This is a genomic window from Gluconobacter sp. P5H9_a (genome assembly GCF_018812085.1).
Classification (GTDB): domain Bacteria; phylum Pseudomonadota; class Alphaproteobacteria; order Acetobacterales; family Acetobacteraceae; genus Gluconobacter.
Genome location: NZ_JACRVW010000003.1, coordinates 114,240 through 130,682, shown reverse-complemented (window position 1 = coordinate 130,682; position 16,443 = coordinate 114,240). Strand labels below are relative to the sequence as shown.

Annotated in this window: 18 protein-coding genes; 6 read left to right on the top strand and 12 right to left on the bottom strand. The window is 51.5% G+C overall.

Going from position 1 to position 16,443, the window contains the following annotated elements:
- The first annotated feature begins 114 nt into the window (after positions 1 to 114).
- The 3 genes from KP708_RS04785 to KP708_RS04775 all read left to right on the top strand — a co-directional run bounded on the left by KP708_RS04785 (position 115) and on the right by KP708_RS04775 (position 1,625).
- Positions 115 to 384 (top strand): hypothetical protein, encoded by a 270-nt coding sequence (locus KP708_RS04785; RefSeq protein ID WP_215750650.1) that lies wholly within the window; start codon positions 115 to 117, stop codon positions 382 to 384.
- Entirely contained in the window at positions 381 to 611 is a 231-nt protein-coding gene (locus KP708_RS04780; protein WP_215750649.1) for a hypothetical protein, read from the top strand. Before KP708_RS04785 ends, KP708_RS04780 begins: the two co-directional genes overlap by 4 nt.
- A gap of 366 nt (positions 612 to 977) precedes the next feature.
- Positions 978 to 1,625 (top strand): DNA-binding transcriptional regulator, encoded by a 648-nt coding sequence (locus tag KP708_RS04775; protein ID WP_215750648.1) that lies wholly within the window; start codon positions 978 to 980, stop codon positions 1,623 to 1,625.
- Between the two features lie 176 nt (positions 1,626 to 1,801).
- Here the strand turns inward: KP708_RS04775 and KP708_RS04770 are convergent, their stop codons facing one another.
- From KP708_RS04770 to KP708_RS04760, 3 genes are all read right to left on the bottom strand, one after another.
- Positions 1,802 to 3,061: a Y-family DNA polymerase gene (locus tag KP708_RS04770; RefSeq protein ID WP_215750647.1), complete on the bottom strand. Its 1,260-nt coding sequence runs from the start codon at positions 3,059 to 3,061 to the stop codon at positions 1,802 to 1,804.
- On the bottom strand, positions 3,061 to 3,438 hold the full coding sequence (locus KP708_RS04765; RefSeq protein ID WP_215750646.1) for a LexA family transcriptional regulator: 378 nt from the start codon (positions 3,436 to 3,438) through the stop codon (positions 3,061 to 3,063). Before KP708_RS04765 ends, KP708_RS04770 begins: the two co-directional genes overlap by 1 nt.
- A 243-nt stretch (positions 3,439 to 3,681) precedes the next feature.
- On the bottom strand, positions 3,682 to 3,993 hold the full coding sequence (locus KP708_RS04760; RefSeq protein ID WP_215750645.1) for a hypothetical protein: 312 nt from the start codon (positions 3,991 to 3,993) through the stop codon (positions 3,682 to 3,684).
- Between the two features lie 160 nt (positions 3,994 to 4,153).
- Between KP708_RS04760 and KP708_RS04755 the strand changes: the two genes are divergently transcribed.
- Genes KP708_RS04755 through KP708_RS04745 form a run of 3 tightly spaced genes read left to right on the top strand, consistent with a single transcriptional unit; the run spans position 4,154 to position 6,557 of the window.
- On the top strand, positions 4,154 to 5,134 hold the full coding sequence (locus tag KP708_RS04755) for an AEC family transporter (RefSeq protein WP_215750644.1): 981 nt from the start codon (positions 4,154 to 4,156) through the stop codon (positions 5,132 to 5,134).
- A complete protein-coding gene (locus KP708_RS04750; RefSeq protein ID WP_202207733.1) occupies positions 5,116 to 5,607 on the top strand; it encodes a low molecular weight protein-tyrosine-phosphatase in 492 nt (163 codons plus the stop codon). The genes KP708_RS04755 and KP708_RS04750 overlap by 19 nt, the downstream gene beginning before the upstream one ends.
- 17 nt (positions 5,608 to 5,624) lie before the next feature.
- The gene (locus KP708_RS04745) at positions 5,625 to 6,557 is read left to right on the top strand and encodes a 2-hydroxyacid dehydrogenase (RefSeq protein WP_215750643.1); all 933 of its coding nucleotides are present in this window, start codon (positions 5,625 to 5,627) and stop codon (positions 6,555 to 6,557) included.
- 6 nt (positions 6,558 to 6,563) lie between these two features.
- Here the strand turns inward: KP708_RS04745 and KP708_RS04740 are convergent, their stop codons facing one another.
- The 9 genes from KP708_RS04740 to KP708_RS04700 all read right to left on the bottom strand — a co-directional run bounded on the left by KP708_RS04740 (position 6,564) and on the right by KP708_RS04700 (position 16,384).
- Positions 6,564 to 7,322: an NAD kinase gene (locus KP708_RS04740; RefSeq protein WP_202207735.1), complete on the bottom strand. Its 759-nt coding sequence runs from the start codon at positions 7,320 to 7,322 to the stop codon at positions 6,564 to 6,566.
- Positions 7,323 to 7,327: 5 nt separating this feature from the next.
- A complete protein-coding gene (locus tag KP708_RS04735) occupies positions 7,328 to 8,170 on the bottom strand; it encodes a carbon-nitrogen hydrolase family protein (RefSeq protein WP_215750641.1) in 843 nt (280 codons plus the stop codon).
- A 123-nt stretch (positions 8,171 to 8,293) separates the two neighbouring features.
- The gene (gene flhA / locus KP708_RS04730) at positions 8,294 to 10,444 is read right to left on the bottom strand and encodes a flagellar biosynthesis protein FlhA (RefSeq protein WP_215750639.1); all 2,151 of its coding nucleotides are present in this window, start codon (positions 10,442 to 10,444) and stop codon (positions 8,294 to 8,296) included.
- 74 nt (positions 10,445 to 10,518) lie between these two features.
- Positions 10,519 to 10,851 carry a flagellar motor switch protein FliN gene (gene fliN / locus KP708_RS04725; RefSeq protein WP_202207738.1) on the bottom strand — a complete coding sequence of 111 codons (333 nt, stop codon included), beginning with the start codon at positions 10,849 to 10,851 and terminating at the stop codon, positions 10,519 to 10,521.
- A 5-nt stretch (positions 10,852 to 10,856) separates the two neighbouring features.
- A complete protein-coding gene (locus KP708_RS04720; protein ID WP_215750637.1) occupies positions 10,857 to 11,522 on the bottom strand; it encodes a hypothetical protein in 666 nt (221 codons plus the stop codon).
- A gap of 2 nt (positions 11,523 to 11,524) precedes the next feature.
- A complete protein-coding gene (locus KP708_RS04715) occupies positions 11,525 to 12,538 on the bottom strand; it encodes a flagellar motor switch protein FliG (protein ID WP_202207740.1) in 1,014 nt (337 codons plus the stop codon).
- Positions 12,539 to 12,540: 2 nt separating this feature from the next.
- On the bottom strand, positions 12,541 to 14,208 hold the full coding sequence (gene fliF, locus KP708_RS04710; RefSeq protein ID WP_215750635.1) for a flagellar basal-body MS-ring/collar protein FliF: 1,668 nt from the start codon (positions 14,206 to 14,208) through the stop codon (positions 12,541 to 12,543).
- Between the two features lie 164 nt (positions 14,209 to 14,372).
- Complete coding sequence (locus tag KP708_RS04705; RefSeq protein WP_215750633.1) at positions 14,373 to 15,095, bottom strand: flagellar hook assembly protein FlgD; 723 nt, start codon at positions 15,093 to 15,095, stop codon at positions 14,373 to 14,375.
- A gap of 14 nt (positions 15,096 to 15,109) precedes the next feature.
- Entirely contained in the window at positions 15,110 to 16,384 is a 1,275-nt protein-coding gene (locus KP708_RS04700; protein WP_215750631.1) for a hypothetical protein, read from the bottom strand.
- Between the last annotated feature and the right edge of the window lie 59 nt (positions 16,385 to 16,443).

Here is a 16,443-nt window from a genome sequence, read left to right as displayed (position 1 = left end):
CTTGGCTCCATCATCCTCATACCCCAGATCTCCGAAGGAGGCAGCAAATCTGCTGTCAGACCGTCGGATGCAATGCCGCCCATCGAGGCGGCTTTTTTTATGGAAGAAACACCAATGGCTTTTAGTTCTGTTACCGCCCTTGAAGGTCTTGTGAACCAGTCTCTCGGCAAGGCTGATACACCCTTGGTCCAGCAGGGCATCAGCGTCGGCGGTCTCGTGCTCCAGGGTGTTCTGGCGGCCTCCATGTCGAAGCTGGCCGAGCATGTCGATATCACGGCCTTCGATGCTGCTCTGACTAAAACGCTGGAAGGTGCCACGGAACTGGAGCGTGTCATCGCTGCCGGTCCGGCCGTTCAGGCAGCGACAGAGGTGCCTGCTCAGTGAGTACCGCCAATCTGGCGATTCTTGGCGTCATGCTCCTTGTGGGCGTGGCGTCGGCCCTCGGGCTCTATAAAGCCGGGGGCAAATCGGAGAAAGCCGATACGGCTGATCAGGACGTGAAAGATGCGCAAGGCGCTCTCGATCGGGCTTTAGTCATGGCTCAGGCTGAAGCGGATAAACCAGCAACTGAGACCGATATCTTGGCGAGATTAAACAGAGGCAACGCATGAAGTGGATTGTTCTCGGGCTCGCCCTGACAAGTTGTACCTCTGTCCGCTATGTGCCCTGTCCCACCATTGTTTCTTATTCAAACGCGGACCAAAAAGAATTGGCCAGGGAGATTCAAGGAGACACACAAATACAGGTAGTCCGCTGGATAGGAGATTACATGGGCCTGCGTGATCAGGTCCGAGCATGTCATGGTCGATAACGGGGGGTGAACGGAATTTCTGCTTCAACAGCGAACGTCCAATGCGTCAACGAAATATTAGACAAAATTCCTGGATAATTTATTGCTGGACAGCTAATCCTATTTGTGCGCACAATGCACACGTCGAGAGCAAAAAAGCTCAGGCAATCGAGAGGAGTAACTTTTGATGATGACAAAACAGGAATTCGCTGAAGCGCTCACGGCTCTTCATTGGTCACAGCGTGGTCTGGCAGAGATTTTAAACACTCATCCGACAACTGTCCGGCGATGGGCAAATGGAGAGCAGGATTTACCTGATGTGGTTACGCAATGGTTAAATGAACTCAAACGAGTTCTCGTTGATAAGCCCCGCCCAAGCGGATGGGAAATACCCAATAACAGTGTTGGAAATGATGATTTTTTGACTGCGGTAATTCCTAAATATACCGAATCCTTGGTGGGATGGATTAAATTCGTATCACGAAAAAACGGATTACATGTTCATGATTTTCCGGAAATTTCCGACGTAGTTCTTCGTATAGAAAATTCTAAAAATAGCATTCTTGAATTAAGTCACCCGCATGTCGACTCTGAAAAACGCATTGCAACTTATTGGTTGAAACCTCCATTGAGTAATTCTCATGGTTCATCATGTATTATTCTACGACCTGAAGGCGCTTCATTAACTTGGTATGAGTGGGTATTGAGGACGGTTGATGCCGACGGCGATACAGATGAAGAAGACAGAGTTTGCGACTATTTTTTATCCCCCGAAAAACGAAGAGAATATCTCATTAATTTCATTAATGAGATATTCTCTGTGAATGGAATATAATCTCGAAGTTATATGCGATCAGGTAACCTTTCCTGATCGCAGTCTACAAATTTATCCAAAAAATAGTTCATTTATACTTAATATCTTTAGTTTCAAGAGAGGACGAGGCTGCCCGTGATGGGATATATAATGCCGTCCGAATGGCTGGAATGTAGGCGGAACCGGACATTATAAACCTACCAACTTCGCACATTCACAATTTCACTGAGACGGGTTGTATAGCGACCAGAAAGCAATGATGCCCTGGGACGCCAAGTTCGACTCAGTCCCGTGGAAGACGGGCGGATGATGCCCGACCCAAATCGTGCGTTGATCGCATCCATGGCGGCCATAGCAGCCGATGAAACTTTCGGCTCCCGCATTGAAAAAAGCTGAGACTGCTCTCCTGCCGGTCTAAGGTCTGTCAGGATCACTCCTGCTTTGAAATAGCGATAGGATGGAAGCCAAACAGCTTCTGCAAACTGCGTGGCATATCGGATCAGATCTCTAGTGTCAGACGTGGGCTCAATGGCGGCACCCACATGCTTCGCGTACCAGGGATCTCCATTATGAGGATTGGTCTGGATAAGAACAGAGAGGTGAGCGGATTCCAGATGCTCGGCGCGCAGCTTCTCTGCTGCCCTGGCCGCATAATGAGCAACGGCTTCGCGGATCTCGGACCATTCTGTCAGCAAGCGGCCAAAGGTCCGTGTCGAGGCAATGCTTTTCCGACTGGACGAAACATCCGAAAGCGCAAGGCACGACTGTCCACGCAGTTCCGCCTGGACGCGCGCGCCCACGACAGTCAGAAAATTCCGGATTGATTTTGGGTCCAGTGACACAAAATCTGCCACTGTCTCAACACCCGTCGACTGCAGTTTCTTTACAGTCTGCCTTCCAATCCCCCAGACCTCTTCGATGCTGGTGACAGCGTACCATTCGGCCCGGATGCGCGGGTCTGTCAGGTCACATAGCCCTTCGAGGCGCGCGTGATCCTTTGCCAGACCATTCGCCAGCTTGGCGATCGTCTTTGTTGGTCCCCACCCAACGCAGGTCGGAATTTTCGCCTCTTGCCAGACAGCTCCCCTGATATCCTTGCAGCGCTGATACAAGTCACCTGGTAGGCTTGTCAGATCGAGGAACATCTCATCGATCGAGTAGGGCTCGACAGTAGGAACGCGGGCCTGAAGAACCTCGTACATCCGGCGGGACATATCGGCATACAGGGCATAATTGGACGAGTACCACACGACCGGCCGAGCTTCAGGGCGTTTACGAGCGAAGTGCCAGGGATCGCCCATCTTGATCCCAAGGCTTTTGGCTTCACGTGTTCTGGCTATAGCACACCCGTCATTATTGCTGAGAACCACGACCGGCTTGCGCTTCAGGCGCGGCTCAAAAGCCCGCTGGCACGAACAGTAAAATGAGTTGCCATCGATGAGCCCAAAGACAGGCATCAGACGTCTGTGCGGACAAGGCCGGTTGCCACAGCCCAGATTGAGACGTCGGTGTCATCATCGACTTGCACAGGTTTGGTGGCTCCTGACGGACGAAGCCACCAGCCATCGGGACGCTGTGTCAGCTCGCAGACGCGCAGCTCATCTCCGACGCTGGCTATCACGACGACACCTGCTCGTGGAGCTAAGGCAGAATCGACCACCAGGATATCGCCATGCTTGATTCCTCGTCCGACCAAGGCATCACCTTCGACGCGAACGGGATAACGGCTTGGCTGACGCAGATCCAGGACGGCCGCCATCAAGTCGATGGTGCCCTCGATATTGTCGGCTGCCGGTGATGCGAAACCTGTCGTGCGGTCGCCTTGATACGCCATGTTCTCCTCCTACTAGGCGAGAACAGAAAGAGAACATAACGAGCTACGTCAAATGAATTCTGAAATGAAATTTTGTTTGCTAGGAATTTCAGCTGGTTAGGCGGAATGGCTTAGACTGAGGGGGTCATTGTTTTACAATTTCCCTCTAAGTCATTGATTTTGCGTGCTGACATAAGATCTGTATTAAAACGCAAGGCTATGATTTTGTTGGAGAAGTCTATTCCTCTCGCGGACACCACAACTTCACAGCGTAATTGCCTTATCCTGCGCCGTGCCCCTGGCGGGAATGTTGTGAGGAATGCCAAGAAGCGCATGCAATAAATATACGACGATGGCCGCTGTCAGAAGCACCGCCAGTAACCGTCCAAAAATGCGAAATGCCAAAACAATCAGAGCACACAACAGGCAGAATAAAAGGACTGTCTGAAACTGCCCATGTACTCCGATACTACTCAGCACAGCACGTGTGGAAACCTCCACAAAGGCTACAGCCGCAACGATGAAGCCCAGCAGCATCAGGATGAAACTGAGCAAGGTGTCAAAAATGGATTGCATGGGTCGCCCAGGGCATGAATTGAATCAGAAGCATCCTACAAAGACATCACCCTCTCCCTTCGGTCAATCGCTTCCAGAGCCGGGGATGGACGGATGATAACGATGTCATTACGAAAGAAGGTAGCGCCACCTGGAACATCAGACTTTTTATGAGCATCTCATGACCTCTTCGCCCAACCTGCTGCTCACGATCATCCAGGCTATTTTGCCCATTCTGGTCACACTGGGCTTCGGCTATTTCGCCGCATACCGTAAAGATTTCGATGCCCAGCAGGCAGGCGTTCTGACGCGACTTGTCATGCTCTATGCTCTTCCGCTCGAACTCTTCGTCTCCATTCTGAGCACGCCCAAAGCTCAGGTGCTATCTGCTGGCCCGGTAGCGGCGCTCATACTTTTGGCGATGGTGGGCGGATATGCCGCCGTTTTCAGCGTATTCCGTTTTGCACTGAAGCGCCGGCTGAGCGAAGCCGCAATTATTGCCATGACAATCACCGGGCCTTCGGTCCCGTTTATTGGTATTCCCGTCTTGGGGCAGATTTTCGGGGCCGCCAGCGGTGTACCGATTTCTATCGCCGCCTTGGCCATGAATCTGATCCAGTTGCCCATCACCCTTATTCTGATGGGTCACGACCACGGCAATCAATCGGCTCGCGACACTGCCACGGAAACACGTAACGAATTCAGAGAGCTGGTTGGACACCTGCTTCATTCATGCCGCGAACCCGTGGTCTGGGTGCCCTTGTTAGCTCTTGTTTTGGTCAGCGCTGGCGCTTTCCTGCCCGTCTTTCTGAAGGGATCTTTTCTTCTGCTTGGCCATACGACCGGAGGAGCGGCCCTGTTCGCATCCGGCGTGGTGTTATTTACGCGACAGGTCCGTTTCAGTCCTCTGGTGGGCACAATTGTGGGGATCCGCAACATTGTCATTCCAGGCATAATCTATGCTCTGGCACGCGCATGGCACCTTCCGCCGCAGGCCCTTCAGGAAAGTGTGTTGACGATGGCGATCCCAAGTGCCTCCATCAACGTTATTCTGGCAATGCGGTATCACGTTCTGGAACGCGAAATCGCTTCCGTCCTGTTTTTCGGAACACTCACCTCCATTGCAACAATGGCATTCTTTATATGGTTAACCGGCGCTTAAGTAGCTTTCTGTTTGTCTGCACTGGCAATATCTGCCGTTCCCCACTCGCTGAACTCGCCATGCGCCGAGAGGCTGCAAGGCGACAGCTTGAACTCGATATTGATTCTGCAGCAATCGGCCATTGGCACCTCGGGTATCCCCCTGATCCGAGAGCCTGCAAGGTGGCAAGTCGACATGGCCTGGATGCTTCGGCACTCAGATCACGCCTGGTCTGCGAAGATGACTTCTACCGCTTTGACCACATCATTGCTCTCGATCACTCACACCTGACTCACCTGCAGAATATACAGCCTGCGGATAGCAGGGCACGCCTTTCCCTTATGCTTGACCACATTCCTGGCCGAGAGGGTGAAGACGTCGATGACCCTTATTATGGCCCAGAGAGTGGCTTTACAGTCACCTGGAACGACGTTGAACAAGCATGCCGCGCCCTTGCGGACAAAGAGCTCGACGCCCTCCCCTCCCGTCACTGATCAACAGGAGAACTGCCTTGTCTTCCAAACCTGACCTGCTCATGATCGACCCATTCCCAGCCGGGATCGTCGCGCGACTTGCAGAGCATTTTAACCTGCACGAATATAGTGATCTCGATCAGCTCAAGCCAATAGCAGATAAAATCCGGGGAGTTGCTACAGGGGGAGGTTCAGGACTTCCACGCCCCATCATGGACGCACTCCCCGCGCTGGAAGTCATCGCTGTCAATGGCGTTGGCACAGATCAGATCGATCTTGAAGAAGCACGCCGTCGCAAAATTGGTGTTGCCACAACGCTTGGCACGCTCACCGATGACGTTGCAGACATGGCCATTGTTCTGACCCTGTCCGTGATGCGCGATACGGTCTTGAATGACCGCTTTGTTCGCTCTGGTGAGTGGTCCAAAAACTCTCTCCCACTTTCCCGAAGTGTGACCGGAAAACGGATGGGCATCGCGGGTTTTGGTCAGATCGGGCAAGCCATCGCCCACCGTGCAGCAGCATTCGGCATGGAACTTGCCTATTTCAATTCGAAGCCACGTCCTGAAAGCGCCGTACGCTTCGAAAGTGATCTGAAGAAACTGGCTGAATGGAGCGATATTCTCGTTCTGGCAGTCTCGGGAGGCCCTCGCTCAGCCAATATGGTTGACGCGGAAATTCTTGAAGCTCTCGGGCCAGATGGCGTCCTCATCAACATTGCCCGCGGATCAGTTGTTGATGAGGCGGCTTTGCTTTCAGCTTTGCAAGAAAAGCGAATTGTAGGCGCCGGACTGGACGTGTTCCAGAATGAACCAAATATCAATCCAGCATTTTTCACGCTGGACAATACGGTCCTACAAGCTCACCAGGCCTCAGCAACCGTAGAAACACGGACCATCATGGGCAACCTGATGGTGGATAATCTCGTCGCCCACTTTGACGGGAAACCCTTGCTGACACCAATCCTGTAAAAAGAGCTACTCCAGAAACTGCTCGGCAATAATACGCTCGGACAGTCCATGATCTGGATCGAAGAGGACCGTGGCATGCAGCTTACGGTCCTCTTTTACGATGACCTCCGCGACATCACGAATTTCTTTAAAATCTGCCACTGCAGCTGTTGGTCGTTTGTCTGTATCCATCAAAGTCAGCCTGACCACGGCTGACGATGGCAAAAGGGCACCCCGCCAGCGCCTGGGCCGGAAAGCAGAAATCGGCGTCAGGGGCAATATGTTAGCGCTTAACGGCACAATAGGCCCATGTGCCGAAAGATTATATGCCGTCGATCCCGCAGGGGTCGCGACGATCACGCCATCACAGATCAACTCTTCCAATCTGACCCGCCCATCGACTTCAATGCGAATACGGGATGTCTGACGTGTCTGCCGAAACAGGAACACGTCATTGAACGCGCGTGCTTCGAAAACCTCCCCACTGACTGTTCTCGCTGTCATATGCAACGGATGCAGTAACGAAGGCTGCGCATTTAACAGGCGTTCCGGAAGATTATCTTCATTTGGCGTGTTCATGAGGAACCCGATGGTCCCGTAATTCATGCCGTACACAGCCAGTTCAAGTCCAAGAACACGATGAAGCGTTTCAAGCATGAAGCCGTCGCCCCCAAGACTGACAGCTACATCCGCGTTCTCGAGCGGCACATTGCCATACCGGGCAACCAGAACAGCAAGCGCATCCTGGGCGACATCTGTTGACGCCGCTACAAAAGCAATTTTCATGAGGGTTAGATCAACTGCCTGTTTGCCTGAATGGGCATACGCTCACGCACTTGACGCACCTGATCAAAATCGAGATCGGCAGTTCCCCACGCGGCTTCACCCCCCAGTTTCAGAACAACCTCGCCCCAGGGATTCACAATCATGGAGTGCCCATACGTTTGACGCTCGTTTCCAGCAGCATCCGTGTGCCAACCGGCTGTACCGCAAGCAATAACCCATGCCTGCGCCTCTATCGCACGTGCCCGGATCAGGATTTCCCAATGAGCTTCCCCTGTCTGCTGTGTAAACGCAGCAGGCAAGATGATCATCGCCACATCGGCTGCCCGCAATGCGAGAAACAGTTCAGCAAATCGCAGGTCGTAACAGATGGCAAGACCAGTCGGGACGCCCGAGATGTCCACGACCTCCACACTGTCACCCGGCACATAACTATCGCTCTCCCGATAGCCCTCACCATTCGGCGTCACCACATCAAAAAGGTGAATTTTCCTGTAGCGACCGCACTCATTACCTTGAGGGTCAAAAATCAGCGACGTATTCGCCAACTTGTTTTTACCCTCACCCGACACGATCTCCCCAATCGAGCCACCATGAACCCAGATCCCATGCTCCTTCGCCATCGCACGCAAAGCCTCGTACAGAGGGCCGCCCTGCTCTCCTGGAGTAGGCAGTCTCTCAGCATTTGCATGCTTTGTCTCGGCTGTCCCGCCTAGACAACTCCACACCTCTGGCAAAACGACCAGCGCAGGGTTTCGAGCTTTTACAGCATCCGCGACGAGACGCTGAGCCTGGGAAATATTTGCCTCCCGGTCAGCCGAAGGAGCCATCTGGATCAGTGCAACACGCATGGTCAGTACATTTCCTTAAGCAATGACCCGAGACCATAAGCGATCGAAGAGTCCGAGGTAAGCCCGGATTTCTCGAACTGCAGTCGCCGCTTTCAATACATGAGGACATGATCTCTCGCGTTTTTACTGGATTACCCCAACGGTCCGTATCTTTGCGCGAGTAGAAATTTCTGTCTGCGAGAGCACCATTGTCGAAGGACGGATACGCTCCACAATCATTCGCATGGGACGACGCATCCCCCCGGCGACAAGAATAACCGGGTTTTCACCTTGCCCCAAAGCCATATCCAGAGCGTGCCTCAGCTTTCCTACAAATTCGTTAAGGCGAGAGGGAGGGAGCGCTAACTGACGATCATCCGCAGGGCCGATCATATTTTCTGAAAATACAACTTCCCAATCGGGGCTGAGTGTCAGAACAGGAATATAACCTTTCGGCCCGGTCACAGCGAAACTGATCTGACGCGCCAGACGACTACGGACATGTGAGGTCAACGCCACAACAGATTTCAGACCTTGCCCACAGCCTTCCTGAAGCGCCTCTAAAATACCCGACAGATCTCGAATTGAAATCTGCTCAGCCAGAAGACTTTGTAGCACTCTCTGAACAACACTTACTGACACTTGAGACGGAATGAGATCGACAATCAGTTTTTGCTGATCACGCGGCATTTCATCCAGAAGTTTCTGTGTTTCGGAGTAAGAGAGAAGGTCTGCCATGTTTTCCCGGACCAGCTCAGTGAGATGGGTAATAATAACACTCGCGGGATCAACAACAGTATAACCTTTGATTATCGCGTTCTCTCGTTCGCTTTGATCAATCCACAAGGCCGGGAGATTAAATGCGGGCTCTCGTGTTTCTTCGCCACGCAAATCCGGTAATCCGCCCTTAGGATTCATTGCCAGAAGCCTGCTGATCTGTACTTCCCCATGCCCAATTTCGATTTCTTTAATTTTTACAGAATAGGCATTGGACGATAGCTGTAAATTGTCCTGAATACGAACTGGAGGTAAAATAAACCCCATTTCTCCTGCAATTGTTCTCCTGAGAACCTTGATTTGCTCTGTCAAACGCGCGCCATCGCCGCTCGCGATTGAAAGTAAATTGAATCCCAATTCCAAACGCAACAAATCGATGCGTAAGCTCTCAGTAAGAGGAGGCTCACCGGGTTGCGTATTTTCAGGAAGGCTAACGGCATCCTCTTCAGCATCTTGATCCGTAACCGGAGAGCGGTACCGCAACCATGCTCCTCCTCCTGCAAGAGCCGCCAACCCAAGAAAAGGAAGCGTTGGCAGACCGGGCATTAATGAAAGAACAGCCGCAGAGCCAGCAGCCAGAGCCAGCGGTTTGGGATTACCCCCAAGTTGCCGTACCAAAGCCACGTCTGCTGCTCCTTCTGTCCCTCCCTTAGTCACCACAATACCCGAGGCCGTAGAGACCAGCAGAGCAGGAATTTGCGACACCAGACCATCGCCAATCGTCAAAGTCGTAAAAGCAGAAGCTGCATCCGCCACAGACATTCCATGACGCCCAATGCCGATTGCCAACCCCCCGACGATATTGATTGCCGTAATAATCAGACTTGCGATTGCATCTCCACGAACGAACTTGGCCGCACCATCCATCGCTCCATAAAACCCGCTTTCTTCTTGAAGTTCTTTGCGACGTTGACGAGCAATTTTGTCACTGATGGCGCCAGAGGATAGTTCAGCATCAATCGCCATCTGCTTTCCAGGCATGGCATCCAGGGAAAATCGTGCTGCCACTTCGGCAATACGACCTGATCCTTTAGTGATTACCATGAAATTCACAACCAGAAGGATTGCAAACAGGATCGCGCCGATTACGACGTCACCTCCCATGAGGAAGCCCCCGAAAGCAGCTACGACATGACCTGCTGCATACATCCCCTCATAGCCATGACTAAGGATGAGTCTGGTCGTCGCAACCTCCAACGACAAACGGAGCAGTGTTGTAAGGAGGAGCAATGTGGGGAAGGAGGTGAAGTCGAGTGGTCGCGTCAAAAACAAGGCAACCATCAAAACGAGCACAGACGCCGTCACTGAGAGCGCAAGCCCCACATCCAGAATGAATGTCGGAAGCGGCAAGACGAGGATTGAAAGCAATACCGCAACAGCCAATGCCAGTCCGACATCGGTGCCTGGCAACCAACGCTGCCCTCCTCGCAACCAGACAGGCAAAGGAAATTTCTGAAAATAACCAGAGAGAGTGGTCTTTTTCACAATGGAAGAAAGAGCCCCTTCTGATGTATTCATAATAATAACCTTACCTGATTAAATTTTTAACTCAGGAAAAATACATTCCTATAAGTTAAATATTCGGAAATTTTTCAGTTTTTAACTTTTCCAGATTTGATGATTTCCGTCATGGTTACCCCAAGTCGGTTTTCATCAACCATCACCACTTCACCACGGGCTATCAGACGATTATTCACAAGAATGTCGATCGAATCACCGACCTTACGATCAAGCTCCACAACGGCCCCACGACCCAAACGTAATAACTGGCTTACCTGCATATTCGCACGTCCCAGAACTGCACTTACCGTTACCGGGATATCGTAGATCGCTTCCAGATCATGAGCGAAGCGTGGCGGTTCTACAGACTGCGCCGATACTGCCTCGACGTCATCAAGATCGAAGTTATTCTGTGTATCAGGCATTTCAATTATTCCGCGCTAACGGCAGGTGAAATTTTATCCAAAGAAAATACCTTCAAAATTTCCTGCACCAGGCTTCCTGCCTCTCGGCTGGCCTTTCCCGTCGACCAGGAAATTCGAAAGTCTCCCGAAGACAAAGTGTCATCTGCACGACAATCAATCACTTCCACTCCTTCTCGCTCACACAGCGTTAATAAATACTGAAGTTCCTGAGATTTAGCTTCTATTCTGACGCGCGCGGCTGCCCGGAGCGTCGGCATGATTTTATCAACCAAGGCATCCCGTTCTCTTGGACCGTAACTCTCCAGGAGGGTTGGAAAAATTTTAGCCAAATAAGAGAAAATAGCGTGTGCAACATCTTCGGCCGCTTGAAGTGCGCACTGGTTTACCTGATCCGAAATTTTTTTTAGAACATTCAAAGAATTTCTCTCAACGCAATTCTTCCATTCAGATTTTTCTTTTTCATAATAACTGCGTTCTAATGCAGATACACGCTCCTTTTCCTGCCTCCGGGCACGATCCAAATCTTCTTCAGTATAGATCTCAGGTGTATTTACTTCTACGGGACACATTTCTGAAGCTGACTCTGGTTCGACAGTCGGCAAAGCAGGAACGTCAAAATCTTCAGCATAAAGAGCCTTAGAAACGTGAACACGACGGTCATAGTCAGTCATGATCATACAAGCATCTCATTCGCAGCCTGCTCTTGGTCCAGGAGTTCAATTTCCCCACGATCAAGCAGAACTTTCGCAACAAGAAGAATATCACTCTGGGCCGCGTCAACGTCCTTAACGCGCACAGGCCCCAATGCCTCAACTTCATCTATCAGAATGCGCCCTGCACGCTCAGACATTGCAGCGAGGAATGCACTTCGCAGTTTGTCGCTTGCGCCTTTGAGAGCTATTGGCAAACTTTCTCGGGCGATCTGATTGAGCAACACCATGAGACCCTCTACAGGGACCTGAGCCAACTCCTCAAAAGTAAACATAAGGCTCTTAATTCGTTCCGCATCATCATGACTGCGCTCATCCAGGGCCGTCATAAAGCGCGCTTCAAGTCTTCGATCAAAGTTATTGAAGATATCTGCGAGGACTTCATGGCTGTCTCTATGTGAGCCACGAGGGAGATTAGAGACAAATTCAGATCTCAACGTCTGCTCTACACTATGCAGAACACCTTTCTGCACATTCTCCATTTTGAGCATTCGCGTCATAACATCGAGCGAAAATTCTTCTGGAAGCAGAGCTAATACTTTCGCAGAATGTGCAGCTTTGATTCTACTGAGAATAACAGCGACAGTTTGTGGATATTCATTTTTTAAATAGTTCGCGAGTACTACCTCTGAAACGTTTCCGAGTTTGTCCCACATAGTTCGCCCGGCAGGACCACGAATTTCTTCCATGATGGCTGCGGCTCGCCCAGCGGGGAGCGTATTTTTGAGCAATCGTTCTGTTGTCTCGATATCCCCGATCAAGACTTCTGAAGACCCAAGGCTCCGACTAAATTCGTGACAGACACTTTCAACAGTTTCTGCAGAGACCATTCCAAGCTGAGACATGGCGGCAGAAATCTCTCGAATTTCTTCTTCATGCATCTGCTCAAACAAGCGAGCGCAGTTTTCTTCTCCTAATGCCATCATTAAAATTGCGGATTTCTGCGCACCCGTGACAGATTTTTCCAATCCAATCATTTTCAGTGCCCTTCCTGTCTCGGCATCAGCCAATTGCGCATCAGTGCAATGCTTTCCGCAGGATGCGTTTCGACGAGATCAACAACCCTCTGAACAGAAGAAGCTCGAATACGGCCGGAAACGCCACTCACAGCGATTGTTTCTTCATCACTCTCCGTTAGAGGGGCTGTGGCATCATATGGAGCAGGCAAAAGAACAGTAGGGTTTCCAGTCTCAGATGCTAGTGCACCTCCTAACTCAGGCATGGAAACAGCGCCGCGACTTTCACCAGAAAGAACATTTCCTGCCGTAACCCCGCCCCCAGCGGGGCGTAGCAGGGGCCGCACAACAAAGAAGAGCACCATCAAAAGACACAGAGCAAAAATACCGAAACGAACGGCTTCCATCTCATTCGAGCGGCTCAGGAAACCCTTTAGAAAAGGCTGCTGTGGTGCAGGCATTGCCGCTTCGAGATCAGAAAACTGCATCGACATTACGGTCACAACATCGCCACGAGCCTGATCGAAACCAATGGCCGTCTTGGTCAGAGCCGTTAGCCTATCCAGTTCCTGAGTATTCCGTGGTTGCCAGGCATGCTGACCTTTCACATCCGTCTGGGCGGCTCCATCGACCATGACAGCAACGCTGATGCGAGCAATTCGAGGCTGATCCTGCACCAGGGTCCGAACCTTCTTGCCAATCTCGTAATTATCCGTCTGCTCCTGCCTGCTGCTTTGACTGCCGTTCTGCGGCTGACCAGCGTTAGCGTTCGGCAGGTTGTTTCCAACCGTCGTATTCGCTGTTCCTTGTGTATTTATACTTTTGTCGTTTTTGGTTTGCTGAGAACGAAGAACCTGCTGGTCAGGATCGTAACTTTCCTGAGTTTCCCGCACACGATCATTATTCATCGCTACGGTCGCTTCCACCCGCACATGCCCTATGCCAACAGAAGCTCCCAACATATCCTCAACTTCACGAGCGATGCGTTGCTCCAGCGCCTGCCGTTGCATTTCCGCCGTTTGATTACCATCGACACTTCCCGCGCCTTGCCGCAGCAGGACATGCCCGCGATTGTCGACAAGCGAGATATTCTGTGCCTCCAAACCCGGTACGGCTGCGGAAACCAGGTTAACGACCGCCGCAATACTCTCCTCATCCAAACGGCGCGCACCTTCCATGGAAAGAAGCACACTCGCCTGAGCTCCCTGTTCGTTCGTCGAAAAGAGTTCTCTGTGGCGCAGTACAAGATGAACACGCGCATTACGAACACCGTGAATCAGACGGATTGACCGTTCCAATTCTCCCTCCAGCGCACGCGTTTCATTGATTGTTTGCTCAAACTGCGTCGCTGTAAAACTGTTTCCCTTATCGAAAATCTCGTACCCGACCGAGCCGCCCGACGGCAGTCCACTTTTTGCGAGAAGAAGGCGCGCCTTAGCAACCTCATCATCAGGGACCATAATCGTCGCCCCCTGATCCTGCAGGCGATAAACGATATGGGCCTTAGCAAGCTGATCTACGATTTCACCGGCTTCTCTGGGATCGAGATCTCTGTAAAGCAGCCCGGTAGCAGAGTTTGCACCATGCATGACCAAAACTCCGAGAAGCACAAGCAGAGCCACACCCACTGCACCCAGGGCAGCCAGACGCGGGAGGCCAAGCTGCTTCAGATTTGTGAGAAGAGCCTTCACTTATGCGCCCACCATGCGGTCATCTGCGTACAAGCTTTTCCAGGAGGTGCCTCAAGCCCTGCCCACATGTGCGTTCACCCTGTCCTGCTGCAATTACTGACAGGTATTGTGGACAGGAAAGGTTAACGTCCGCTTAAAACGACAGAATTTCCCCCGCTCGTCGTTCAGACTCCCGAAAATCCATCCAAGTCACTCAGCGGCACTGTTGCACTTCCCATTTGTACATTGATACCACTCGATGTCCGCGTCAGACCTGTTACCGTACCGGAAACCGTTGTTGGAAAAGACGCCGTTTCCCCACTTGTTCCAGTCCCTTCGACAGCAACAAAGTACTGACCGTCAGACATTTTTGTTCCACTGCTATCAATACCATCCCATGACCAGGAGTTCGTCCCCGCAGTCGCCGTCATCGTGTCGGTCTTGACGACCTGACCGCTGGCATCGGTAACTGCAATGGCTACAGGTCCGGCTTGCTGCGCCGTAAATGTCATGCTCGCGTTGCCATTCTGTAAGGGCAACGAAGCAGTTGTGGCCGTGGTTGTTTTACCCACAAGAGCGACACCAGACGTAATCTGCGCGTCCTGAGTAGCAGAAATCAGGCTGGTAAGATTGGTGTTCGTCTCAACCTGTTGCTGCACACCTGCGAACTGCGCCAACTCACTTGTGAAACTGTCGGTACTGCTTGGATTACTCGGGTCTTGATGCTGAAGTTGAGTAGTCAGAAGCGTCAGGAACTGATTAAAATTTCCCGCCATGGAGGACAGCGCAGCACTACCGGCACTACTCGCCGTAGATGTGGCTGCACCAGACGTTTGTGATGATGCACTAGACTTGGCTGCCGAAACAGCGTGGCTGAGAAGCGATGATGAATTAACAGAAGAGACCATAAAACAAGCGTCCTTTATGCGGTCAGATCAACAACACCGCGTAAAATTTTTCGAGGAAATACGGAGGCTCTCTCATTAAGATCTTCAGATGAGACCTCGGAAGAACCACCAACAGCGGGCGATCGTTGCTGACTGCCTTCCCGATCAGAACTTCTGGGATGGTCTTGAGAGAAAGATCCCAGAAAATCAAACGTAACTTCTGTGGATATTGCAGTCCGGTCTGCTGAGACAGGAAAAGTGCTCTGATTCAGTGAGGACAATAAGCTCTCTTTATTTGTTGAAAGACTTCGCAGCGCATCCGAGTTTTCAGCCACAATGTGGATGTGACGTCCCCCGTCCTTGTCTTCCTCAACAGACATGCGGATTTTGCCTTCACGCTCTAAGGACATTTCAATCTGGGTATTGAGGTGCTGACCTGTTGCCTGGTGCGTGATGACAGGGCCGTTCAAAGCTGACTGATGCGCCTCGTCCTGCGTCGGTGTTAGAAGGCTATTATGTCCGGAATCAGAGTTCTGCAATTTCGAGGTCGAAAGTTCCAGGAATAACCCCGGGACCTCAGCAATCGGTGCTGGCGCAACATCAACATTTTCTACCAACGCAAGAGAGACCACCCCTGCACTCTCTGTTTCAGAAACTTGCAGGTCTTCGCTTACTTCAAGCTGATCTGTCGCGGGTTTCGTTTCGAAATTGAACGAAGCGACACTGAGAGAAGGCTCAGATACCGAACTTTGAGTGCTATCGTCTTCTAGATCCGAAACGCACTGTGTAGGCAGCTCAGCGCGTTCGCCCGAACCAGGTTCATCCGTCTTCCCTGGTGCGGATACGTTATCATTTTGCAGCGCGGGCAAAGACGTTTCTGTAACTTCCTCTGTAGAGGGACCCATAGAAATCTTCTGAGCCGATACTCCCGAGGGACGTTGAACACCCTTGGCCGCACTCAATGTTTTCTCAAATTTCTCTGGAAGCGAGCTCGACTGAACAGGCTGTGCGGAGACCTTTGTAGCCGAGCTCGAAGATTTTAAGCTTCGAGGCTCTCCGCAGTTTTCCGTTGAAACACGGGGGCCTGGGCCGCCTTCAGATACTCTAGCCGTCTGGGTATTTTTTTCACCGGACGACGGAGGAGTATTTTTGCTGGAAACAGCCTTGGCGTCAGGCGGCTGTGTCTTCTCGTGAACGTAGCTTTTCAGAAAATCCTGAAATCGTTCTTTGGAAGCAAGCTGTGCACCAACAGGAAAGACGCTGCCACCAAGCGCTATCGCGGGCTTTGCTACGGGCAAAATCTGCGACAATGACAAGCCCTCCTACACCCGGTGAAACAACCGGAGAGAAGAGTGCCACGGCAGGCGTA